The 23,927-nt window shown below is 41.6% G+C and carries 17 protein-coding genes; 8 read left to right on the top strand and 9 right to left on the bottom strand.

Annotated elements, in window-relative coordinates; translation table 11 throughout:
* Positions 1–511: 511 nt before the first annotated feature.
* Together J8Z28_RS18700 and J8Z28_RS18695 are read right to left on the bottom strand one after the other, a co-directional pair.
* Positions 512–3,466: a DEAD/DEAH box helicase family protein gene (locus J8Z28_RS18700; RefSeq protein WP_250660743.1), complete on the bottom strand. Its 2,955-nt coding sequence runs from the start codon at positions 3,464–3,466 to the stop codon at positions 512–514.
* Positions 3,467–3,815: 349 nt separating this feature from the next.
* The gene (locus tag J8Z28_RS18695; RefSeq protein ID WP_250660742.1) at positions 3,816–4,409 is read right to left on the bottom strand and encodes a class I SAM-dependent methyltransferase; all 594 of its coding nucleotides are present in this window, start codon (positions 4,407–4,409) and stop codon (positions 3,816–3,818) included.
* Between the two features lie 314 nt (positions 4,410–4,723).
* On the opposite strand from J8Z28_RS18695, the gene J8Z28_RS18690 reads away from it, so the two are divergent.
* The 5 genes from J8Z28_RS18690 (at position 4,724) to J8Z28_RS18670 (ending at position 12,163) form a co-directional block, all read left to right on the top strand.
* Positions 4,724–5,494, top strand: a complete 771-nt coding sequence (locus tag J8Z28_RS18690) for an EAL domain-containing protein (RefSeq protein ID WP_058584440.1) — start codon at positions 4,724–4,726, stop codon at positions 5,492–5,494.
* A 325-nt stretch (positions 5,495–5,819) separates the two neighbouring features.
* On the top strand, positions 5,820–6,821 hold the full coding sequence (locus J8Z28_RS18685) for an alpha/beta fold hydrolase (protein ID WP_250660741.1): 1,002 nt from the start codon (positions 5,820–5,822) through the stop codon (positions 6,819–6,821).
* A 348-nt stretch (positions 6,822–7,169) separates the two neighbouring features.
* A complete protein-coding gene (locus J8Z28_RS18680) occupies positions 7,170–8,768 on the top strand; it encodes an ABC-F family ATPase (RefSeq protein WP_284693445.1) in 1,599 nt (532 codons plus the stop codon).
* Between the two features lie 138 nt (positions 8,769–8,906).
* Complete coding sequence (locus J8Z28_RS18675) at positions 8,907–10,832, top strand: hypothetical protein (RefSeq protein WP_250660740.1); 1,926 nt, start codon at positions 8,907–8,909, stop codon at positions 10,830–10,832.
* A 296-nt stretch (positions 10,833–11,128) separates the two neighbouring features.
* Positions 11,129–12,163, top strand: a complete 1,035-nt coding sequence (locus J8Z28_RS18670) for an IS110 family RNA-guided transposase (protein ID WP_250659528.1) — start codon at positions 11,129–11,131, stop codon at positions 12,161–12,163.
* 631 nt (positions 12,164–12,794) lie between these two features.
* Here J8Z28_RS18670 and katG read toward each other — a convergent pair.
* Positions 12,795–14,972, bottom strand: a complete 2,178-nt coding sequence (katG, locus tag J8Z28_RS18665) for a catalase/peroxidase HPI (protein WP_063529008.1) — start codon at positions 14,970–14,972, stop codon at positions 12,795–12,797.
* A gap of 264 nt (positions 14,973–15,236) precedes the next feature.
* On the opposite strand from katG, the gene J8Z28_RS18660 reads away from it, so the two are divergent.
* On the top strand, positions 15,237–15,494 hold the full coding sequence (locus J8Z28_RS18660; RefSeq protein WP_250660739.1) for a hypothetical protein: 258 nt from the start codon (positions 15,237–15,239) through the stop codon (positions 15,492–15,494).
* A gap of 63 nt (positions 15,495–15,557) precedes the next feature.
* Here J8Z28_RS18660 and J8Z28_RS18655 read toward each other — a convergent pair whose 3' ends face one another.
* Positions 15,558–16,931 carry a GAF domain-containing sensor histidine kinase gene (locus J8Z28_RS18655; RefSeq protein ID WP_250660738.1) on the bottom strand — a complete coding sequence of 458 codons (1,374 nt, stop codon included), beginning with the start codon at positions 16,929–16,931 and terminating at the stop codon, positions 15,558–15,560.
* 271 nt (positions 16,932–17,202) lie between these two features.
* Here J8Z28_RS18655 and J8Z28_RS18650 point away from each other — a divergent pair, with 271 nt between their 5' ends.
* On the top strand, positions 17,203–18,093 hold the full coding sequence (locus J8Z28_RS18650; protein ID WP_058584434.1) for a tetratricopeptide repeat protein: 891 nt from the start codon (positions 17,203–17,205) through the stop codon (positions 18,091–18,093).
* Between the two features lie 138 nt (positions 18,094–18,231).
* Here the strand turns inward: J8Z28_RS18650 and J8Z28_RS18645 are convergent, their stop codons facing one another.
* Positions 18,232–18,483 (bottom strand): LexA family protein, encoded by a 252-nt coding sequence (locus J8Z28_RS18645; RefSeq protein WP_175081208.1) that lies wholly within the window; start codon positions 18,481–18,483, stop codon positions 18,232–18,234.
* 59 nt (positions 18,484–18,542) lie between these two features.
* Between J8Z28_RS18645 and J8Z28_RS18640 the strand changes: the two genes are divergently transcribed.
* Positions 18,543–19,658: an IS630 family transposase gene (locus J8Z28_RS18640; RefSeq protein ID WP_250659374.1), complete on the top strand. Its 1,116-nt coding sequence runs from the start codon at positions 18,543–18,545 to the stop codon at positions 19,656–19,658.
* A 323-nt stretch (positions 19,659–19,981) separates the two neighbouring features.
* Here the strand turns inward: J8Z28_RS18640 and J8Z28_RS18635 are convergent, their stop codons facing one another.
* From J8Z28_RS18635 to J8Z28_RS18620, 4 genes are all read right to left on the bottom strand, one after another.
* Entirely contained in the window at positions 19,982–20,800 is an 819-nt protein-coding gene (locus tag J8Z28_RS18635; RefSeq protein ID WP_058584432.1) for a nuclear transport factor 2 family protein, read from the bottom strand.
* A gap of 71 nt (positions 20,801–20,871) precedes the next feature.
* Positions 20,872–21,612, bottom strand: a complete 741-nt coding sequence (locus tag J8Z28_RS18630) for a ferredoxin--NADP reductase (RefSeq protein WP_250660737.1) — start codon at positions 21,610–21,612, stop codon at positions 20,872–20,874.
* Positions 21,613–21,822: 210 nt separating this feature from the next.
* Positions 21,823–22,524, bottom strand: a complete 702-nt coding sequence (deoD, locus tag J8Z28_RS18625; protein WP_036972525.1) for a purine-nucleoside phosphorylase — start codon at positions 22,522–22,524, stop codon at positions 21,823–21,825.
* Complete coding sequence (locus J8Z28_RS18620; RefSeq protein ID WP_063528418.1) at positions 22,524–23,753, bottom strand: phosphopentomutase; 1,230 nt, start codon at positions 23,751–23,753, stop codon at positions 22,524–22,526. Before J8Z28_RS18620 ends, deoD begins: the two co-directional genes overlap by 1 nt.
* Positions 23,754–23,927: the final 174 nt, after the last annotated feature.

Genomic DNA, 23,927 nt, shown 5'->3' with positions numbered 1-23,927 from the left:
TATATTTACTTTCAACCATGACTTTCTCCATCAGTTGTAGTCAAAGTTTATGCAGGCGATATATTATACTTCCCACAAGTAATTACGAAGAAAATAACTCCTAAACAATCTACGAGTAATGAACTCCCTTGAGTTCACAAGCAATACGACTTAAATGGGAGAGGTAAATTACCGCCTTTATTCATAAACACCAACCTACCAGCACACTCCAATCCCCGTGAACACACCCGAAAGGAAAAAATTGATGAGTAATCACTTGCATGGATGCAAGTTAAGCCGTGACTTCGCCATGGATGGCGATTACACGGCGTTTACGTCCACATCAATTTTTAACTTGAGGATTCAGTGCGTTCCTAGGGGCGCCGTGGGGTTCCAAGGGGCGGACGGCGGTATTCGCCCCTTGGTTGCCGCCAGCAATCTGGTAAAACCACGAATAGAGGTTTACTATCAAAATCCATGTAAAAGCCGCCTCTCTAAAAGATAACGATACTAAATAAATGCAAAATCTAATTTACTCTTGTACTACTTGTTTAAAGCGTGCGAACGTTCGCATACTTTCATCAGCAATCATTACCTCATAATCTGGATTTAGAGCAATTAGCTCATATTTTCCGTTGGGTAACTTATTAACTTTACGAAGCAAATACTGGCCTTCGCCACCTACATCATCGCGCTCAATCGCGACTATTTGGCCACGTAACGAACCCGCATTTTTTGGTGTTATAAGTTCAAGTAACAGTAAGTCGCCATCGAGTATTGGGTGCTTACCACCATTCATAGAATCGCCCGATGCGCGTGCTAAAAAATGTACTTCAGGGTCGATCTTACCAGCGCCAAGTGGTGCATTTATCAATTCCATGTCGCTTTCATTCCCTGTTTTAAAATGCCCGCAGGCAATTTTAATATTTGGGAAGTAAGGTATTTTTAGCACGTTAACTTTTTCGTATGATGAGTCATCAAGGTGTCTGAACCCTAGCTCACTAACATTATCAGAGGGTTGTACTTTTTCTTCTTCAACCACTGACGTACTTAATTTTAATCGTTGGCTATATTTAGCTAAGCAGTATTCAACCAACTCAAGTACAGCATTATTTAATAATTCAAGTTTATCTTCGGGTACTTCAAACGTTGCTTTCACAGTGTTATTTTCTAATGTGAACCATTGCGTACCGTCTTTGTTTTTATTGGTGTAAGCTCTAACCGGATTCTTTCGCCAATAGCTTTGCCAAGTTTGTGAATAAGCTTCAGCTTGTTGCTCTTTAATAGGTAAGTCGCGCTGTTTTAAGTTAGGAAACCGAGCCAATTCTTTTGAACTCATAGCCGCAAGATCAGCGACAGTTGGAGGGTTAGCAAAACCATTTAATGCTACATAAGCCTTGAGGAAAATGGCTTTGAAGCATTTAGTCATATTGGTTGTTTGTATGCCTTTGTTCAAAAACTCATAAAATGGGGCTAGTTCTGCCGCATCTTTTTGCGCTTGAGCATCAATATCGTGTGTTTTGGCTATTAACTCAAACCAGCTAGAATAAATACTGTTTACCTTATTGATATTGCCATACTCAAAGTAAAACTCACTCAAAGTCGGTAAATGCCCAAGTGTCTCTGCAAGTTGGGATACGTCTTCAAGTGCTGTAGTTCGTTGAGCTTTAGCGAGTTGTTGCCAAAAATTAGTGACCTTTAAATCGATATTTATAAAACAACCTTCAGCAAGATTTGGTTTTTTAAGCTTTTTCACTACACCGCTAGGATTAGTTTCATGTAGTAATGCATAAGGCTTATTTAAAAAACTATGGTGATTACCAATAAAGTCGAGCACAACTAAATGAGTTTTCCCTTCTATGGTTCGCAAACCACGACCTAGTTGCTGTAAAAATAGTATCTTAGAATCGCTTGGTCGTAGCATTAAAATAGTATCAATGCTTGGTAAGTCTGTACCTTCATTAAACAAATCAACGGTAAATAGTACTTCAACGTGATGTTGCTCTAACTGTTGAAGTGCATCATTTCGTCGTACTTTTGATTGACTGTGGACTGCTAATGCTTTCACACCTGATTTATTAAACGCATCAGCCATGTAGTCCGCGTGCTTTGTAGAAATACAAAAACCTAAAGTGCGTTTTTGTTTGTATCGCTGCCATTGTATAAGTGCATGTTGAGCACGTTTTTGCGTCGCAAATTTGTTTTCAAGTGCGGCAGGATCAAATCTACCATTACGCCAAGGAATGGCTTGGTAGTTCACGTTTTCATCCCAAATGCCGTAGTAATGAAAAGGCACTAAAGTTTTTTCATCGATTCCCTGTGTTAAGTTTCTCTCGAAGACAAGATTATTATCACACAACCCTAAAATATCTGCTTGGTCAGTACGTTCTGGTGTTGCAGTTAAACCTAGTAAAAACTGAGGTTCAAAATAGTTTAATAGCTGACGATAAACACGTGCACTAGCATGGTGAAACTCATCAACAACGATATAATCAAACGCCTTTGGTGCAAATTGCTTTAAATGATTACTGCGCCCGATAGTTTGAATTGAAGCAAACAAACACTCTGCATTTTTCTCACGTTGTTTACCATTATAAAACCCTGTTGAAAGCGGTAGCAACTCGGCATATGTTCTTTGTGCTTGTAAAAGTATTTCTTCACGATGTGCGACAAACAATACACGTTTAGCTTTGAATTGCTTAACATCAAATGCACTTAACCACGTTTTACCCATTCCCGTTGCTAATACCACTAAGCCACGTCTAAAGCCCTTTTGACGAGTAGCCGCTAGCGCTTGAAGCGCTTCTATTTGAGCTGCTCTTGGCGCTTTAAGATCGACTTGTTCAATAACATGTTCCGCAGTATCACCATTACTAACCGCTACTAACTGCTGTGTTTTGCGCCTAGCTATGTAACTGTCAATCCATTCATGACTTAGGTTTATGACAGACTCATGATTGAAAATGCATTCGAAAGCATTACGAATACTTATAAACTGCAGTGCTGCTTGGCTTGTTTTTGGCTGCATATAATCATGTCTAAAGTTCCACTCATGTCCTTTGGTGAGTGCACTTTTGCTAATATTACTTGAGCCAATAAAGGCACACCCAGAAGTAATTTCGCTATTTTTGTTTGTTTTAACGAAAATATATGACTTCATATGAAAGCTTTGCTGATTACCTGTTTGGTAAATGCGAACATCGGCTCCACGATCAACCAATAGCATCAATTTTCTTAAAGCTTTCGGATGAGTGATATCAAGATAGTCTGAGGTCAGTAGCTTGATTGATGCACCACTTTGTAAAGCTTCATTTAGTGGGTCAAATAATAAATCTAGGCCACTAGGTTGAATGAAAGAGACCGTAATTTCTATCTCGGTAGCATTATTTATCGCATAAATTAGATTTGGTAAAAGAGGATCATTATCGCCTGTAATAAGCTGTTGCGTATTACTTTGTAATTGCCGATGTTCGTTAAAACTATTCACTTAACATTTCACTTTGTAATTATTAGGTCTTAAGTAAGAAACGTTTTGCGCGCTGTTATTGTAATAATCAGGTGTACTAGCAGACATTTAGTGCCTTTTGTTCCTTGGCTTTGTAAGGCTTAAATTTAGCATTAAAATTGCTTTAAAAACAATGGCGATAAGTGTTTTAAGTTAAGACTAGAAATGAGTTTAAAACCCAAGAAACAATAAATGGAATTCAAAAAGGCATCAATTAACGCTGCAAGAACGCAGAAGTGAACTTGATGTAAAAGAGTTTAATTACTAAAGCTAAAAGGTCGGCAATTGCCGACCTTTTTGTTATTTGAACTTCGAAAACGCAGCCAAACGACTATATCGTTCTTCTATGCAGAATGGCGTTTAGCCATGTTTCTGTGGCGCGCTCAGGGCGTTGGTCAGCACTCTGCCAAGACTTGAGGATAAATAGGTCTGTGCCTTTAATAATGCTCTCAAGGGCTTGTTCGTTTAGGTCGGTAAATTCGCGACCGTTGTGTTCGCGCTCGCCGTCGCCGTATTTAAACGATACATACACGATGCCTTGTGGCTTTAATGCGCGGGCAAGGTTGTTGAATGCTTCTGTTAAGTCGGTTTTTGCTACGTGAATAAGGCTCGCGCAGCACCAAATGCCGTCGTATTTGGCAACGTCGTTTAGCTCTAGAAAGCTGCTTACTGCTACGTCTTGGTTTAAGTATTCTGACGCCAGCTTTGCCATAGCTGGGCTGATATCGAATGCATCTACGCTATAACCACGCTCTTTAAAGATGAAAGCATCGCGGCCAGAGCCACAACCGGCATCAAGTAAAGCGCCTTTTTTTGGGATCAGCGGTAAGAACTCGTCGTAAAGTTCATTGAGGTCTACATCGAGTGTGGCATCGACAAATGCTTGCGCATTTTGGTTGTAGTATTCGACGGTTTTGGATGCCATTTTACTTCCTTTATATTGGCAAGATTGCTTGGCGCTAAAATACCATTAAAGCTAGATAACGCAAAGGATGAAATGTGATTTTAGATGCTAAGAATCAACGATTTTAGAATGGATATTAGAAGTTAGTTGGAGGAAGGAAGAAGGTAATAGTTACGAGGTGCGAGGGACGAGGTGCGAGAGACGAGGGACGAGGGACGAGAGACGAGATGCGAGATGCGAGATGCGAGATTTTATACTTTTAACTCAACGACATTGCACAATTGGCAATTTACTAGCACTATTATGTATTAAGTAGACTTAAGTCTGAGGTAAGCATGCACGACAAGCAAACTCATTGCCAGCCAACAGGTTGTAATAACTGTAAAGACAAATTAGAACTTGGTTTTGATTTTACAATGGCTTTTCAGCCAATTATTGATTGCACCGATAAACATATTTTTGGCTATGAGGCATTAGTTAGAGGGCCCAATAATGAGTCGGCTTATTCTGTTATCTCACAAGTGAACGATGAGAACCGTTATACCTTCGACCAGCTTTGTCGTATTAAAGCTATTTCGCTTGCAGCTAAGCTGAAGCTTGATTCTATTTTGAGTATTAACTTTTTACCTAACGCGATTTACAAGCCTGAGCGTTGTATTAGAACAACCCTTGAAGCTGCTAAGCAATATGACTTTCCGGTAGAACAAATTATGTTTGAGTTTACCGAGGTTGAAAAGGTTGAAGACAGTACGCACATCAAACGTGTTGTTGAGTATTACCAATCACTCGGGTTTATTACCGCAACCGACGACTTTGGCTCGGGTTACTCGGGTTTAAATTTATTGGCTGATTTTCAGAGCAATATTATTAAGCTCGATATGGAGCTGATACGCGATATTCACCTAAATAAAGCACGCCAAATCATAGTGAACCATTGTATTGCTATGTTTGAAGAGCTCAACATCACCGCCCTTGCCGAAGGCATTGAAACAGTTGAAGAGTATCAATGGTTGCGCCAAGCCGGCGTAAGTTTAATGCAAGGGTATTTCTTCGCTCGCCCAGGGTTTGAGAGCCTACCAGAAGTTGATTTTAGTAAGTTGGATTAAGTACGAGTAACGAGAATCGAGTTGCGACAAAACAAGAGCGGTCAGCTTTCAGCCGTAAGCCCTCAGACGCGCGAAACAAGTTTCACGCCTACGGTGAAGATATTTGGTTCTGGGTGCTAGGCTCTAGGACGCGATGTAAAATCGCTGCTACCACGCATCTCACATCTCGTCACTCGCACCATTCCCCCTTTACTCTTTCCCCTTGTAGCTTGAAACTTATAACTCGTACCTTGCTAACTTCTTCCAGTATTTAATCGTATTTGTATTATAAATTTTTATTTAGGATGCTAGGCTGAATATTCTTTAAGCATATTGAGAAAGGATAATGATGTTTTTACGCATACTGTTAGTCTCAGCACTTGTTTTATGGTCTTCTGCAAACCTAGCCGCTAAAGAGCAGTCTCTTAGTTTTGATGCTGAGTTAAGCAATTATCAATACGACTTACCTGTACAATTTTTTAATTTTTCGTCACAAAATATGCCATTAAAAATGGCTTACTCTTACCTACAACCGAGTAATAACATGCCTACCGTTGTGCTTATGCATGGCAAAAACTTTAACGGCCATTATTGGACCAATACTGCCAAATACCTTAATAGCAAAGGCTATGGAGTATTGATCCCAGATCAAATTGGTTTTGGTAAATCATCAAAGCCCGCCGATTATCAATTTTCGTTTGCTGTATTAGCCAATAACACTCATCAGCTAGTGTCATCTTTAAATATTGAAAACCCCATTGTACTTGGCCACTCAATGGGCGGCATGCTAGCAAGCCGTTACAGCCTGATGTTTTCTAGCCAAGTTAGTAAACTCATTTTGCTAAACCCAATTGGTTTAGAGAACTATTTAAATTATGTGCAATACAAAGACACTGATTTTTTCTTTAAAAATGAATTGGCTAAAACACCTGAAAAGGTTATTGCTTACCAGAAGAAGAACTATTACGACGGTAAATGGAATAGCTCTTACGAGCAATTAACCCATTTTATTAGTGGTCAAATTCAAGGCCCTGATCATAAGCATATGGCGTGGGTTAATGCTAAAACCTACGATATGATTTTTACACAACCGGTCATAACGGAGTTTGATCAGTTAAGCATGCCTGTGTCTTTAATTATAGGCACCCGCGATAGAACTGGCCCTGGCCGCAATTGGAAAAAAGCAAATGTTGACCATGAGCTTGGCCGTTACGATAAATTAGGCAAAGCCGCGGCAAATATGATCCCAAAATCGCAATTAATTGAATTAGACGATATTGGCCACCTTCCTCACATCGAAGATTTTGAACGCTTTAAAGGTGCATTAGACAAAGCGTTATCATTTTAATTTTGGTCGCGCGAAACAAGTTTCACGCCTACGGTGAAGGCATTAGGTGCTGGGGTCTGGGCGCTAGGTGCTAGGCACTAGGACGCGATGTAAAATCGCTGCTACCTCGAATCTCGAATCTCGCATCTCGCATCTCGCATCTCGCATCTCGTAACTTTACTCTTTCCCCTTGAAACTCGCTAACTTTCCCCTTTACTCTTTCCCCTCGTAACTTGAAACTTTCCTTTTTTAATAGCGTTATTAGGGGCTGATCTGTATAATCCGCGGCCTATTATTTACCCTATTGCTTGTTTATTTTCGCAGTTGCTGCGCCCATAACCCTGTCAGTATTTTTCTAGGAACAATTCGTTGATTTCAACCGCAAATATCACCATGCAATTTGGTGCAGAGCCTCTGTTTGAGAACATTTCAGCTAAGTTTGGTAACGGTAATCGCTATGGTTTAATTGGTGCGAATGGCTGCGGCAAATCGACCTTTATGAAAATTCTAAGTGGTGCGCTTGTGCCAACCTCTGGCAATGTGTCGATTGCGCCGGGTTTAAAGCTAGGTACGCTAAGTCAAGATCAGTTTGCGTTTGAGCAATACACTGTGGTTGATGCGGTGATCATGGGTGATGCAGAGCTTTGGAAAGTAAAACAAGAGCGCGACCGTATCTACTCACTGCCAGAAATGAGTGAAGAAGACGGCATGAAAGTCGCTGAGCTTGAAAGCGTTTTTGCTGAAATGGATGGCTACACAGCAGAAAGCCGCGCAGAAGAAATTTTGATCCAAGCGGGTATTGAGCAAGAGTTTCATTACGGCTTAATGGCGAACGTTGCGCCGGGCTGGAAACTACGTGTGCTTTTAGCACAAGCACTGTTTGCAAACCCTGATATTTTGCTACTTGATGAGCCAACCAATAACCTTGATATTCACACAATTACTTGGCTAGCTAACGAGCTTAACCAGCGTAAGTGTACGATGATTATCATCTCGCACGACCGTCACTTCTTAAACTCGGTGTGTACACACATGGCCGATATCGACTACGGTGAGCTAAGAATTTATCCTGGTAACTACGAAAAGTGGATCGAAGCTTCAAGCTTACAACGCGAACAACTGCTTGCTGAAAACGCTAAGAAGAGCGCTGAAATTGACGAGCTACAAGAGTTCGTAAACCGCTTTGGTGCTAACGCATCAAAAGCAAAACTAGCCAGCTCTCGTGCTAAGCGCATGGATAAAATTAAGCTTGATGAAGTAAAAGCTTCAAGCCGTATTAGCCCATCACTTCGTTTTGACGAAGGTAAAAAAATGTATCGCCAAGCATTAGAGCTTACCAAGCTAGGTCATGGCTTTGATGGCGAAACTCTGTTCAGCGGTGGTGACTTATTACTAGAAGCCGGTGCTAAGCTTGCGGTTATTGGTGAAAACGGTGTAGGTAAAACCACCCTATTACGCTGCCTTGTTAACGAATTACAAAGTAACGAGGGTGTGGTTAAGTGGTCTGAAAATGCCAGCATTGGTTATTGCCCGCAAGACAGCAGTAAAGACTTTGATAACGACTTAACTTTATTTGATTGGATGTCGCAGTGGCGCACCGCTAAGCACAACGATTTAATGGTTCGTGCTATGTTAGGCCGTTTATTATTCACCGCAGACGACGCTAATAAAAAAGCTCGTAACTGCTCGGGTGGTGAAAAAAACCGCCTATTGTTTGGTAAGTTAATGATGCAAGACATCAACGTGCTAATTATGGACGAGCCAACCAACCACATGGATATGGAAGCCATTGAAGCACTCAATAACGCATTAAAAGATTACCAAGGCACGCTTATTTTTGTGAGCCACGACCGTGAGTTTGTGTCGTCTTTAGCGACTCGGATCATCGATATAAAAGATCAACAGCTTATCGATTTTCAGGGCACGTTTGACGAATATATGGACCATGTCGCGCAACAAGCGCAATAACCCCTTCTTCGAAAAGGTGAGCAAGTTAGCTCACCTTTTTTGTTTACGTTCAGTTACATATTCACTTTACTGAATTACCCATTTTAGGTAACTTAAATTTCTGTGACTTCAATAGAACAATAAATTTAAGGGACCTAAATGAAAAAGCTCCTCAGCGTATCAGCACTGACTCTGGCTCTAACAGCCTGTGGTGGCGGTTCATCTACAGATAAAACGCCAGATGTAAAAGTAGAGCAAAATACTGCACCGACGCTTTCTGGCTCGCTCACTCTCTCAGCCAAAGCGCTTGAATCAACTAATTTAGTTGTTGATTTAAAAGATGAGCAAAACGACAGTGTGACAACAACGATTATTGATAAACCAGAGTGGCTGACTGTAACCACCAGCAGTAATCAAGTAACTTTTAGTGCAGAGCCAAGCTTATTCGAAGTAGCCAACCACGCTTTTACTTTAGAAGTCTCTGATGGTAAAGCGAGTAATCAATATACCCTAATCGTTAATGTCGCCGAAAACCGTGCAGCATGGCAACCTATTGAGCTTAGCAATAACGAAGTGATGGGTAACTGGCAATCAAGCGATGGTAGTGTGCAGCTTTCGTTTGCCACTGAAGACACTGGTGTGATTGCTCAAAATGGTGAGTTAAGTCGTTTTGATTGGTCGAACCCTGATGTTATTGCACTAAATACCCAAGCGATTGATTGCTTGCATGAATGTAATCAACAAGCCCTTCTTGAAATGGAAGTGTTGGCTAAGCGAGATGATGCTATTCGTGTTGAGCTTTTTAATGTTTCAACCGATAAAGGCGAAGTAGTTACCCTTTATAAATCAAATACAGAGCTTAGCTCTGCGTATTATGTTGATATGGACGACAATACTTTTCACATGGTGAATCATTTAAACACCGAAGGTGAAGAAAGCTATTTTGAAGTATCGATAGCAAGCTATATTCCAACAGCTTCAGGCAGTACCACATCATTCCCTTATGCAGAGTTTTCGGCGACCTTAGAAGGTAAAACGTTAGCGATTAATGGCGACAAATTTATTACGAACAGCTATGCAAATCAGCTAAATAAAGAAGGCTACGAGGTGAATGTAGAGTTTGACCTTAACCTCGTTAATGCCGAAGTGGTTGCGCAGTTCGATAATTTTGCGGTGCTAAAACTGCAACATGTTCTTAGCTATCATGATGAAACTGATGCTGCGAATATTGTTGAATCAGAAGAGCTAACTGAAGCTATGAAAGTGCAAACGTCGGTTGTTGCATTACAAAAACTGACACCGATTGCGGTACCTGAGCTTAAAGTGGGTAAAACGTATACTGGTCGCTTAAATAATAAAAATTCAGATACAGGTGAAGGATTAACGCTTCGCTATTTACCATCATTTTTCACTATCACTGCCGCCGACACTGCAACGGTAACATTCAATACGCCTATAAGTACCGACTCGTTCAAGTGGCATTACAACTTAGACAATAATGGCGACACCGTTAAGGTAACCGGCAATGGCCTAGATACCCGCTTACAATTTTTCACTCAACCTGATGGTAAAACTCTCATGGTGCGCGAGCGAAATAAAGAAGAGCGTCAGGCTCGCTTAGGGTATGAATTTATAGAAGTGATTGATAATTCAACCATCACTCTTGATGACTATAAGCACCTATTTAGCTACTTACGTCAAGACTACACCAGCGGCAACCTGAAAACATACTGGTTTATAAATGATGATGGTAAAGGTAGCTTCTATTATGCTGATCAATATGGCCTCGAAAACAGAGCTAACTTTACGCCAAATACCTATTGGCAATTTGAAGCTGATAACAGTATTAGTTTTGCAATGATGTCTCAGTGCCCAAGTGCATTTGATTACTCTAGCTGTAAGGATGAGGTGTTAGGCGATGATGAAAATTTATATGCCTCTTTAATTAATTTTAAAATTATTCATAAAGAAGCAGATAAATTCATTTTCGACCGCCTGTTTTGGCAGCGTATCTATAACTACAGCGATAAAGAAGTTGAAGAAAACATATACCAAAACAGTTATTGGTTAGGGATTGAAAAGTAAAGGAGCTTGCTGCTGTCAGCCGCGCGAAACAAGTTTCACGCCTACGAATGAAAACAACAGGCGCTGGGCGCTAGGTTCTGGGCTCTAGGACGCGATGTAAAATCGCTGGTTTCTAGTCGTTAGAGGTCAGATGTTAGATGTCAGTCGATCTGTGAGGTTGGTTAGTTCAAGAGTTTTTCTCTGCTATGAAAGCCCTGTACGAGGCATTGTAGGAGATGTATGGACTCCTCCCCCAAATGGGGTGAGTACGGTATAAAGAGATTGGACAATTACTTTTACCAATAAGGAATCCATACATGTCAAAATTTAACCTAATTAGCATCGACTTGGCAAAAAATGTTTTTCAAGTCGGTAAGTTTTTTCATCAAAAACTTCAAAGTAATAAAGCGGTGGGCAGAAAAGAGCTACTGACCATACTCACTACGTCACCTCGCTGTAAAGTTGTTATGGAATCATGTGGTGGTGCTCATTATTGGGCACGCAAAGCACGTAGTGTTGGTCATGAAGTCGTGATTCTAGATCCTCGATTTGTCAAAGCATTTAGAGTTGGCCAGAAAACAGATGCAAATGATGTCATTGCAATAGCTGCCGCTTCTTTCTCACCTAATGTCCGCCCGTGTAAATCACTGACACAAGCACAGCAAAGCTTACAGTCAATAGAGCGAATGCGCGCCTTAGCTGAAAAGCAGAAACGACAGCTGGCTAATCAAATCAGAGGCTTGTTACTTGAATTTGGGATTGTAATCAAGCAATCGGAATGCGCGTTTAGGCAAGCTATCCCTGAGATTCTAGAGGATAGCGATAATGGATTAACCGCTGGTTTAAGGCAGTGTCTAGCTCAGTGCTATGAATTATTTAAAGCGCAATCAACATTAAAAGAAACATTAAATGAGTTACTGACAGGTTTAGTAAAACAAGATGAGCAGTGTGAACGTTTACTGGCGCTTGAGGGGGTCGGGCCTATCACAGCGGTTGGTTTATTAATAAGCTTAAGTGACACAACCCATTTTACGAGTGGACGTAATGCGGCAGCCAATGTTGGTGTCACCCCTCGGCAACACTCAAGTGGTGGAAAAGTACGAATAGGTCATATAGCCAAATACCGTGGAGAGATAACATTACGCAGTCACTTGTTTCTCGGAGCCAGAGCGGTTATCAGTCAGTTAAAGCATCGAGAGCCAAAAACGAAAAAAGAACAATGGCTCAAAGCATTAGTTGAAAGACGCGGTGTGAAGTGCGCCGCCATTGCATTAGCAAATAAAACAGTTAGGACAGCGTATGCCATGCTGAAAAAGGGCACGAGTTATGAACCCAGTTTACTAGCCAATTAATATTTAGCCTTCAATAACAGAAACAACAGTATTGACCAAGAACCTGCGTTAAGCGGTTAGACCCACCCTTGATAGCCTGTAAAGTGCCTGGCGTGTTAAAACACCGAGTAGGAGAAGAGGCACAAGGGCGCGAATACATCAAAGGGCCGAGGTAGCTCCTCATTATGAGCCCGCATATAAGCACGCAGTCTGACAAAATTAACGAAGGGTATTGTGCAATAGGAGGAGTCCATATAAGGTACTTTAGTGCCGAATCGGACGTCGAAAAGAGCGGTCAGCTTGCAGCGGTCAATCGCGCGAAACAAGTTTCACGCCTACATGTAGCAGCGGGTTTATCCCGCGTCCTTGGCGCTAGGCTTTAGGTTCTAGGCGCTAGGACGCGATGTAAAATCGCTGCTACCTCGTATTTCGCATCTCGTATTTCGCATCTCGTATTTCGCATCTCGTATCTCGAACCTCGTTACTCGTTACTCGTTACTCGTTACTAGTTACTCGTAACTTTCCCCTCGTAACTTTACTCTTTCCCCTCGTAACTTTCCCCTTTCCCCTCGTAACTTTCCCCTTTCCCCTCGTAACTAAAAAAGGCCACACAGTTAAACTGTGTGGCCTTTGTACTTAACGGAATTTTAAATTAAATGTCGAAGCGGTCGGCGTTCATTACTTTCACCCATGCGTCGACAAAGTCTTTTACAAAACGTTCGTTGTTGTCGTCTTGTGCGTAAAACTCTGCGTACGAGCGTAGGATTGAGTTTGAACCAAACACTAAATCAACGCGTGTTGCTGTCCATTTAGTTGCACCTGTGTTGCGCTCAACAATATCGTAAAGACCATTACCTGTTGGCTTCCATGTGTAAGCCATGTCAGTTAGGTTTACAAAAAAGTCTGTGCTAAGTGTGCCTACATTATCTGTAAACACGCCATGCTTAGAGCCGCCATGATTAGTGCCTAGTACACGCATACCACCAACAAGGGCGGTCATTTCTGGTGCTGTTAAGCCCATTAATTGCGTACGCTCTAACATTAGCTCTTCTGCTGAAACCGCATAGTCTTTCTTCAACCAGTTACGGAATCCATCGTGAATTGGCTCAAGTACGTCGAACGAGTCTGCATCTGTCATCTCGTCTGTCGCATCACCACGACCCGGCGCAAATGGCACGGTTATATCAACACCCGCCGCTTTTGCTGCTTGCTCAACCGCAGCTGAACCACCCAGAACAATTAAATCAGCGAGACTTACTGGTTTACTTAAACCCGCTTGTACAGATTCAAGTGCGCTTAATACTTTAGCTAAACGCTCAGGCTCGTTACCTTGCCAATCTTTTTGCGGTGCTAGGCGAATACGAGCACCATTTGCACCACCGCGATGATCTGAACCACGGTAAGTGCGGGCGCTATCCCATGCTGTTGCGATTAAGTCTGCTTGGCTTACACCACAGTTAAGTAGCTTGGTTTTAAGTTCGCTAATTTCGCTGTCTGATAATGTATAATCAACCGCTGGGATCGGATCTTGCCAGATCAGATCTTCGCTTGGTACATCGGCACCTAAATAACGTGATTTAGGACCTAAGTCACGGTGCGTTAGTTTGAACCATGCACGTGCAAACACATCACTAAAGTATTCAAAATCATCGTTAAAACGCTCGATAATCTTACGATAGGTTGGGTCCATCTTCATCGCCATATCGGCGTCGGTCATAATAGGATTTAAACGAATTGATGGATCTTCTACATCAACGGGTTTGTCTTCTTCTTTAATATCGATTGGTTCCCACTGCCACGCACCTGCCGGGCTCTTCTTAAGTTCCCACTCGTAGTTAAGCAGTAAGTAGCAATAGCCGTTATCCCACTTAGTTGGGTGAGTTGTCCATGCGCCTTCGATGCCCGACGTCATGGTATCGCGACCAATACCACGTGAATTGTGGTTGTTCCAGCCAAGGCCTTGCTCAAATACATCAGCTGCTTCTGGCTCAGGGCCTACGTTTTCTTCGCTACCATTACCATGGGTTTTACCCACAGTGTGGCCACCGACTGTAAGCGCTGCAGTTTCTTCGTCATCCATTGCCATACGGGCAAATGTTTCGCGAACTTGTTCAGCCGTTTTAAGCGGATCAGGGTTGCCATTCACCCCTTCTGGGTTTACATAAATTAAGCCCATTTGTACCGCTGCTAATGGGTTTTCCATGGTGTCTGGTTTAGCTACATTTGAATAGCGCTCATCACTAGGTGCTAACCATTCTTTTTCAGCGCCCCAGTAAACGTCTTTTTCTGGGTGCCAAATATCTTCGCGGCCACCGGCAAAACCAAATGTTTTTAAACCCATTGATTCATATGCCATATTACCGGCTAAGATCATTAAATCTGCCCAAGAAAGCTTGTTACCGTATTTCTTTTTAATTGGCCAAAGTAAACGGCGTGCTTTATCTAGGTTAGCGTTATCTGGCCACGAATTTAATGGCGCAAAACGCTGATTACCTGTACCACCGCCACCACGGCCATCTTCTAAACGGTATGAACCCGCTGAGTGCCATGCCATACGGATCATTAAACCACCGTAATGGCCCCAGTCAGCAGGCCACCATTCTTGGCTTTCAGTCATTAAGTTTTTTAAATCGGTTTTAACGGCTTCAAGGTCAAGAGATTTGAATGCTTCTGCGTAATTAAAGTCTTTGCCGTAAGGATTCGTTTTGCTGTCGTGTTGATGAAGAATGTCGAAATTGAGTGCGTTCGGCCACCAGTCGGTATTTGATTGAGCGGTGACAGTGTTACTACCATGCATTACCGGGCATTGGCCCGTTTTTCCATTACTCATTATATGCTCCTCATAAGCTAAAAATATGACGAAACGCTAAAAAGTCGCTTTTATCCCTTTCGTCACAAAGAGAGATTTTCTAATAGTTATGAATAACTAATAGCGAATAAGTTCCTGTTGTTTAAAACTATAGGAGTTGTACTTTAATAAAGCTAGATCCAGAACATAGTTTTAAATCGATTGCACCGATAGAAAAATCTGATTTGATTCATTTTATAAAACCGTCCATTTTATAAGGGTATTTTTAAACAGCGAGTAGCCCTTATGAAAACCATTAATCCTGACGTTGCTAGACAACTAAGCATTAACTTTTTTATCGCCAATTTACCTATCTTGATGTTAACAGGCCTGGTCGTCGCATCGCTTGTGGGGCTAACCTTTAGAAGCTCGGTGTTGTTTTGGCTAGCGCTGTTAATCACACCATTGAGCATTAATTATTTATATTCTAAAAAACGTATTAAACAATTTTGCAAAGACAATAAATGCACTGATATTTCTTGTCTTGCTAAGCAAGCTGATTAATTTTTAATTTTATTACCCAGTCACCAGATTATTTAGCCAACAACTTGTATAAATATTAATTAGTTATGTGAGCTTTTGCGGCAATTTGAAGGTGACAGTAACGCCGTTATCAGGTTTGCTATCGATGCTCACTTCGCCTTGCAGCGCTTGCGTTGCAAGGTTATAAACTATCGACATACCTAAACCACTGCCACCATTGCCTCGCTTGGTAGTGAAAAATGGCTCAAATACCTTATGCATTACATCTTCGGTCATGCCATGACCGTTGTCTTTATAGGTTATGGTGTAGCTATTGGTGTCGTTATCGATGCTTACAGCGATATCTATGCGGTTTTGCTCACGGCCAACAAATCCGTGGACACAGCTATTATTTACAAGATTTAAGAATATTTGACTAAGTGCCCCCGGAACGGTTATTAGCGAAAAGTCATCAACACAGTTGATGTTTACTTCAACATTATGACTACGTGTAAGTGGCATTAAGCTATGTAAGATATTTTCAAAGTAATCTTTAATGTTGGTTTCGAGTAAATTAAGCGATGATTGATCAACCGCTGTTTGTTTAAAGTCACTGATTAGCTTTGCAGCCCGTTCAAGGTTGGTAAACGATATTTTGATACACTCGTTTAAATGATTCATGCCTTCAAGTAGGGCCGCTTTTGTTAAGGTATTTGAATCTATGTGTTTATTAAGCATATTTAGCTTATCTTTTGCCGAACTATTTGCTGTGACTGCTATGCCAATCGGCGTATTAACCTCATGGGCAATACCCGCAACAAGATTACCCAGTGAAGCCATTTTTTCGGCTTCAATGAGCTTTTCTTGCATCGCGGTCAGTTCAGATAAAGTTTTTTCAAGCGTACGCGTTCGTTCTGCAACACGTTGTTCTAGATGTTGATTGGCACGCTCAAGTTCTGCATTGATGCGTTCGTTTTCTTGTGCAGACAAGGCTCTGCCATAAAGATCAGCCAAAGCACCGATGAATGAACATTCGTCTTCTGTCCATTGCCTTGTTCCACCTATGTGCTCACAGCAAAATATACCAATCATTTTTCCTTTATATCGAATTGGCGCATCGAGCATTGCACCTATGTTAAGAGGTGTTAAGTAACTTTCGCTAAATTCATACGTAGCAGGGTCGGTATGAGCATCTTCGGCAGTAATCGTACGTTGGGTGTCGAGTGCTTTAAAATAGGCTGGGTATGCATCACGTGGGAGCACTAACATTTGGATTTCTTTGCCGTTTTCTCTATCGAGTAGTAACCGGCATTCAATTGCGGTGTTTTCTTCATTTAACAGCCAGATCCCTGCTCGGCCAATTTCTAGGCCATCAAGTACAGCATTCAGAATTAAGCGTTCAGCTAATTCAACATTGCCACTATCAAGATCAGAAGAAATTGATACTCCATACAGCAGTTGGACTAGTTGTTGGCGCATACTCTCACCTTTTAGTTTTACGACTCCTTAAGTCTAGACGAACATTGTGATTCTGACAGAACGAATATAAGTTTTTAAAAACTCATTAAGTATTAAGTAGTTGTTCAGATTAAAATGGGTATATTGTACCTAACTCCTGTTGATACCCCTTACGACTTTATGTTGTTTAAGCAGTTTGGCCAGCTCTCCCCCGAGCTGGCTTTTTTTTGCCTAGTCCACAATGCTCACGCATGTTACAGTTACCTCAGAAATCACTAAAAATTAATATGTCATGCGTTATACCTTAATTTTAATCACTTTTTTAATGAGCTTTAGTACATTTGCAGCAGCTCAAAATGAGCCAGAAAACCGCCCAGCTTTAACCGAAGCAGAGCAACAACAAGCTCTCGATAAGCTTCAAGAACCTATGTATAAGCCATTGTTAGAGCGCTATATTCTTGATGAATTAAAAGCTGTGCGCCAAGACCAACAAAAACTGCGCGAAGATGTAACAAAACAAGTTGCTCATACGCAACTAGATACTGCCGACCGTGCATTAACTTATACAACCGACACCATTAATAATGTGTTTTTCATTATTACGATTACAGCTTCAATTTTGGTTTTAGTCGGTTGGAATTCACTGCGTGATGTGAAAAACAAAGTAGAAGACATAGTAAACTCACGTGTTAGTGCGATCACACAAGAATACGAAGAGCGCCTAAAAGTACTTGAAGAAAAGCTACGTGAGCGATCTGAAGAGATCTTATTAAACCAACAAAAGATCTCAATCACCAATGAAGTTCATTCTTTATGGATGCGTGCCAATTTAGAAAGCGATGTTGCGAACAAGATTGAGATTTTTGACGAGATCTTAAAACGTAAACCAGAAGACGTAGAAGCCATTGCCTACAAAGCAGATGCTCTGTTAGAAATTAACGAAACAGGTGAAGCTATCGAGCTTTGTAATCAAGCATTAGAAATTGATAGCGACTACGGCTACGCATACTGGCAACGTGCTTGTGCCTATGCGTTACTGCACAAACACGCCGATGCAATGGCTGATATTCGTATGGCCCTTGAGTATTCTCCTAACCTACGTAACGAGCTATTACACGAAAGCGCGTTTGCCAGCCTACACGACAACGACAGCTTTAATTCGTTGCTAAACGAAACGGCTTAGCCGAAACCCATGTAGCAGCGGGTTTATCCCGCGTCATAGGCGAGCTCTGGGTTCTAGGTGCTAGGCGCTAGGGTTTAGGTTCTAGGTTCTAGGTTCTAGGTTCTAGTACTCTTTCACATATATTTTGATCAGTTGCCCCTACTTAAATTCAGGTAACTGATCTTTTTCAATCAATAATTCAATACTCCTGCTTTTTCCAGTAACTGATGTTATAAATTTCTTCTTCTTAAGAACTGAAATCATTGAATGAACACTTGAAGATGCGGTTCCAAAGTAGCGCTCAAAATCACTTTCAGCAGGCGCAATCCCATTCACTTTTGTGTAGTAATAAATAAATGCTAAATACTGACCTTGCTTTGCTGTAAACAGTGGCGACTCTTCTTTATTCATAATGAACTTTTACCCTAATCAACGATCCTTTAACTCATATAAACTTACTTAATATTGTTATGAACCGAAAGTATATTGTTGAATTATCAGAAGAAGAAAAACAAGAATTAATAGACTATTGCAAAAAAGGCATGGTCAATGTTCGAAAGTACAAGCGGGCTGCTATTTTGTTAAAAGCTGACCGTTGTAGATATACAACAGAGCAAATATGTGAAGCAGTTCAAGTGAGCTCTTCCACCGTATTTCGAGTCAAACGCCAGTTTGTTGAAGAAAATCTAGCGGCAGCTTTGAATGAAGGTGCACGAAGTGGTGCAATGAGAAAAACTTCTGCGAAAGATGAAGCAACGTTAATCGCCACAGCTTGCACTAAGCCACCAACAGGTCACGCTAGATGGACATTATCTTTACTTGGAGAGCGATTAGTTACGTTAACCGATTTAGATAGTATCTCGTATGAAACAATACGGAGGCGCCTTAAAGAGAATGCACTAAAGCCATGGCAAAAAAAGATGTGGTGTGTGGCGACAATGGATGCTGAATATATCGCGCGGATGGAACATGTGCTCGAGTTGTATGCTGAGCCAGCAGATGAGTTAAACCCCATAATTAACTTTGATGAGGCGATGAAACAACTTGTAGATGATACTCGACCGGCACAACCAATGAAGCCGGGGCAGACTAAGCGGTTAGATTATGAATATAAACGTGTAGGTGTGGCCAACTTATTTGTATTCTTCGATCGCCATCGAGGGTGGCGGCATGTTAAAGCAACAGAAAGAAAGACGAAAATTGACTTTGCTAATTGTATGAGGGATTTAGTTGATCTTCATTATCCACATGCGAACAAAGTAAAAGTTGTGTTAGATAACTTATCAACTCATACAGAAGGAGCGTTATATAAAGCATTTTCTCCACAGGAAGCACGGCGGATTTTAAATAAACTAGAATTACATTACACACCAAAACACGCGAGTTGGCTAAATATGGTCGAGATAGAAATTGGTAATATGAATAAGCAATGTTTAGATAGACGTATAGCAAGCATGGAAGAACTAAAGACAGAACTCGCGGCCTGGGAATGGATCCGGAATAAAGAAAGAACAAGTATAAACTGGATGTTTAATGTTGAGTTAGCTCGTGAAAAACTTCAGAGGTCCTATGGTGCCCTCAACTAGTCAGAACTTGTGTGATGAAGTACTAGGTCCTAGGCGCTAGGACGCGATGTAAAATCGCTGCTACCTCATATCTCACATCTCGAATCTCATATCTCGAATCTCGAATCTCATATCTCGAATCTCGAATCTCATATCTCGAATCTCATATCTCGAATCTCATATCTCGAATCTCATATCTCGAATCTCATATCTCGCATCTCATATCTCGCATCTCGTTACTCGTACCTTTACTCTCGCATCTCGTTACTCGTACCTTTACTCTCGCTAACTTGAACCCACTAAATTTCACCCATAAAAAAAGAGCAGCTAGGCTGCTCTTTTTTCTAACGGAAGAATAACACTTTGGTTATTTTGCCATTTTCTATTTTGTAGCTGGTAACGAACTCAGAGCGCTTGTCGACGACTTTAGGGTCTTGTGTACAGGTTTCAGACAGTTCGTGATCAATCACGATGTTGCCAAGTACAATGCGTTTAATTGGCGATGATTTAATGCACTTTAGCTTTTTAAACATGATGCCGTATCGTGCAATGAGTTTTTCTTTACCGGTGAACATCAACTCATTCGGGAATGTATAAAACTCAACGTTTTCATCGTACATTTTGATAAAAGCATCAATGTTACGAGCATTATAAGCTGCAATCAGCTGTTCAATCACCGCCATCGATTCACGTGACTGACGTGCTTTTTCTTGCTGCTTCGCTGTTAGTGCTTCTTTAGCTTGGTTAACGGCTTTTTCTGCTTCTGCAACGGCTTGCTGTTTTTCGGCAACTGTTTTTGGTTGTTCTGCAGGTGCTGGGGTTTGTGTACCGAGTACTTTGCTATCATCAACTTCTGCAACCGCTTTTAAGGCTGCGGCTGTCGCTTTTTGTTCGTCGCTGCTTGTGGTTGTTTCACTCGTTGCCTTCGCAGCTTCTTCAGCTTTTTCTTCTACTTGAGCGGCTTCTACAGTCGCTTTTTCAGTTTCAGACGCTGATTTTTGCTCTGTAGCTGGCTTTTCTTCAATAAACTCTAAGCTAGGTACGTCCTTCTTTTCGGCTTTTTGTTCATTGCTCGTTTGAGGTTGGGTTTGTTCGGTGGTTTCGTCACTTGCAATTGACTGCCAAGAGAGTAATAAACTGATTGCAAAAAATAACGGTTTCATACTTTTCCTAAATGCATCATTCCTGATTTGAGGCGCTAAGGTAGCAAATTCTAGCTGTTTGGCATAGTTTTTTACCAATATTGCTCTACTGTGATCTGCCCTGGTTCACGGCGTCTGTTGCGGCTAAAACCAAGCTCTAGCAAAATAGCCGTAGTATCTTTTACCATTTGTGGGTTACCGCAAATCATAAATTGTGCGGTATCAGGTACAGTTGGGCGCCCTATTACATCAAATAAACGATGATCTTTAATTACGTCTGTGATCCGGCCATTAAAACCGATAGTGGCTGACTCTCGGCTGACTACAGGCGAATAGTAAAGATTTGGGTACTGCAGCTGTAGCGCTTTAATGCGTTCTTGATAACTTAAGTCCTCGTTAAGACGAACTCCATGCACTAAATGAACATGCTCAAACTTTTGCCACACTTCGCCCTGCTCTAATATTGAAATAAAAGGCCCAAGCGCAGTACCTGTACTCAGCATATAGAGCTGCTCACTGCTTGGTACTTCATCAAGGGTAAAAAAACCTGTCGCGCGGCGCTCTATTGTCACAGAGTCACCCGGCTTTAATTTTGCGAGTTGCTGAGAAAGTTGACCGTCTTTGACATTAATAAGATAAAACTCGAGGTCGGGATTGTTCGGCGCATTCACATAAGAATATGCACGAGCTACACGTTTATCACCTACTTGCATCGCAAGCTTTGTAAACTGTCCCGCAGTGAATGGCTCAACATCGGCATTAACGATTAAGCTAAATAATGAGTCGGTCCACCATTTAACGTCTTTTACCTTAGCTTCAACCCAATTAGACATACACATCCTCAATTGTTGTTCCTCTATTAAAAGTGGCAACAATTAGTTGAATTTTCAAGTTTTAAGGGGCGGTTGCGAGATGCGGGCAGGATTTTACGCAGGTAAACTTGTAGCTATAAAAAAAGCCGCATAAATGCGGCTTTGAGGTTAGTCTCACTTCACTTTGGGCGTATTTCCAAATTTCAGTGAATACGTTACCAAGGAACTTATTTAAATTGATTCTAAAGCAATTTTAACCATTTCGTTAAAAGTGCTTTGACGCTCTTCACTTGGTGTCGCTTCACCAGTGATTACGTGGTCACTCACAGTAAATAGTGCCATCGCTTTTGCGCCGTATTCAGCGGCTACGCCGTACATGCCAGCTGTTTCCATATCAACAGCAAGTACGCCTAGCTTGTCTAATTCTTGATAGAATGTGTTATCTGCTTGGTAGAATGTATCTGTTGTAAATACATTACCTACTTTCGCTTCAATGCCTAATTCTTTGGCTGCGTTTACACCGTTAAGTAGTAAACCGAAATCAGCAATTGCGGCAAAGTCGTAACCACGTACGCGCGCACGGTTTACGTTTGAATCTGTGCTTGCACCTTGTGCAAAGATAACGTCACGAATTTTGATATCGCTACCAATACCGCCACAGGTACCAATACGAATTAGATTTTTAACGCCGTAACTAACGATCAATTCACGGGCATAAATTGACATTGATGGAATACCCATCCCAGAACCCATAATACTAACTGGCTTACCTTTGTAGGTACCGGTAAAACCATACATATTACGAACGCCTGTTACTTGTTTTGCGTCATCTAAAAAGTTTTCAGCAATGTATTGAGCGCGAAGCGGATCACCCGGCATTAATACCGTTTCTGCAAATTCGCCTACATTGGCGCTGATATGAGGAGTACTCATTATTGGTTTCCTTTTTTGTTCGCTAATAGCTTGTCGTTAAAGCTATCACCGTATTCAAGTGCAGGAAGATTAAACCACTGGGCAAGGGTTTGACCTATGTCTGCAAAACTAGCTCGTTCTCCAAGCGGGGTGTTTGTCATTCCCGGTTGGTATGCAAGTACTGGCACGTATTCACGTGTATGGTCAGTGCCTGCTGCTGTTGGATCACATCCGTGATCGGCCGTGATAATTAATACATCATCACTATTTAGCTGATTTAAGATAGTCGGTAGATAATCATCAAACTCTTTTAATGCTTTAGCATAGCCAACTGCATTACGGCGATGACCGTACTTTTCATCAAAATCAACTAAGTTTGTAAAAATCAAACTATGGTCAGGTGCGCTTGCAATTACTTCTGAGGTTTTCTCAAGTAAGTTCATTAGCCCTGGCGCTTTGTGTTTTTGGGTGATGCCTTGGTGCGCATAGATATCGGCAATTTTACCAATACTGATCACTTCACCGCCGTCTTGCGATAATTTATCAAGCAAGGTTGGCGACGGTGGCAGCACCGAATAGTCACGACGATTGCCTGTACGGGCAAAATCGTCACGGCTCGAACCCAAAAATGGCCGCGCAATCACTCTTCCTATGTTCATTTCATCAAGCAGCGCCCGTGCGATTTCGCAAACCTGATAAAGTTTCTCCAGTCCAAATGATTCTTCGTGCGCGGCTATTTGAAACACGCTATCAACTGAGGTGTAGCAAATCGGCATACCGGTTTGCATGTGCTCTTCACCTAGCTGTTCTAAAATGGTTGTTCCTGAGGCATAGCAGTTACCTAAAATGCCAGGAATACCTGCGCGAGCAATTAGCTCATCAACAAATTCTTGTGGAAAACACGGCTGTGTATTAGGGAAGTAACCCCAATCAAATAACACAGGTACACCGGCCATTTCCCAGTGCCCTGAAGGCGTGTCTTTACCACTAGATAACTCTTTAGCGTAACCCCATGCGCCAATAGGTGCTTGGCGGTCACTAACTAAACAAGGTTCTTTACCTGCGGCTTCGCATGCATCAGCTAAACCTAAACGGGTAAGATTAGGTAGCGATAAGTGCTCACCTGTTTCTTCTGCATAGGCTTTAAGTAAATGAGCAAAGGTATTTGCGCCTACATCACCAAACTTCTCTGCGTCAGGTGCTGCGCCAATTCCTAGGCTATCTGCCATTAAGATGAGTGCTCTTGCCATGGGTACCTCGTTATCAATATGTGAATACTTTATATGCTCTTCGAATTTTTGGTACAGGACATAAGTCCTGTTTCATAAAACAGAAACATTATAAATTTGCATCTCTAAGCGAAGCAAAAGAGATTAATCGTGTCTTTTTTGCTATTGTGATCTACCTAACAATGTTTCCTTCTG

The organism is Pseudoalteromonas sp. SCSIO 43088, assembly GCF_023650795.1.
Taxonomy (GTDB): Bacteria; Pseudomonadota; Gammaproteobacteria; order Enterobacterales; family Alteromonadaceae; genus Pseudoalteromonas; species Pseudoalteromonas shioyasakiensis.
The sequence above is the reverse complement of the archived record's forward strand: the minus strand, read 5'-3'. Positions and strand labels throughout refer to the sequence as shown.

Bases quoted from the DNA above. Each gene is read 5' to 3' on its own strand.
- J8Z28_RS18660 (WP_250660739.1), top strand. From the start codon at position 15,237: ATGAAAACCATTAATCCTGACGTTGCTAGACAACTAAGCATTAACTTT.
- J8Z28_RS18620 (WP_063528418.1), bottom strand. From the start codon at position 23,753: ATGGCAAGAGCACTCATCTTAATGGCAGATAGCCTAGGAATTGGCGCA.
- J8Z28_RS18650 (WP_058584434.1), top strand. From the start codon at position 17,203: ATGCGTTATACCTTAATTTTAATCACTTTTTTAATGAGCTTTAGTACA.
- J8Z28_RS18670 (WP_250659528.1), top strand. From the start codon at position 11,129: ATGTCAAAATTTAACCTAATTAGCATCGACTTGGCAAAAAATGTTTTT.
- J8Z28_RS18685 (WP_250660741.1), top strand. From the start codon at position 5,820: ATGATGTTTTTACGCATACTGTTAGTCTCAGCACTTGTTTTATGGTCT.
- J8Z28_RS18630 (WP_250660737.1), bottom strand. From the start codon at position 21,612: ATGTCTAATTGGGTTGAAGCTAAGGTAAAAGACGTTAAATGGTGGACC.
- J8Z28_RS18695 (WP_250660742.1), bottom strand. From the start codon at position 4,409: ATGGCATCCAAAACCGTCGAATACTACAACCAAAATGCGCAAGCATTT.
- katG (WP_063529008.1), bottom strand. From the start codon at position 14,972: ATGAGTAATGGAAAAACGGGCCAATGCCCGGTAATGCATGGTAGTAAC.
- J8Z28_RS18635 (WP_058584432.1), bottom strand. From the start codon at position 20,800: ATGAAACCGTTATTTTTTGCAATCAGTTTATTACTCTCTTGGCAGTCA.
- deoD (WP_036972525.1), bottom strand. From the start codon at position 22,524: ATGAGTACTCCTCATATCAGCGCCAATGTAGGCGAATTTGCAGAAACG.
- J8Z28_RS18640 (WP_250659374.1), top strand. From the start codon at position 18,543: ATGAACCGAAAGTATATTGTTGAATTATCAGAAGAAGAAAAACAAGAA.
- J8Z28_RS18690 (WP_058584440.1), top strand. From the start codon at position 4,724: ATGCACGACAAGCAAACTCATTGCCAGCCAACAGGTTGTAATAACTGT.
- J8Z28_RS18675 (WP_250660740.1), top strand. From the start codon at position 8,907: ATGAAAAAGCTCCTCAGCGTATCAGCACTGACTCTGGCTCTAACAGCC.
- J8Z28_RS18645 (WP_175081208.1), bottom strand. From the start codon at position 18,483: ATGAATAAAGAAGAGTCGCCACTGTTTACAGCAAAGCAAGGTCAGTAT.
- J8Z28_RS18655 (WP_250660738.1), bottom strand. From the start codon at position 16,931: ATGCGCCAACAACTAGTCCAACTGCTGTATGGAGTATCAATTTCTTCT.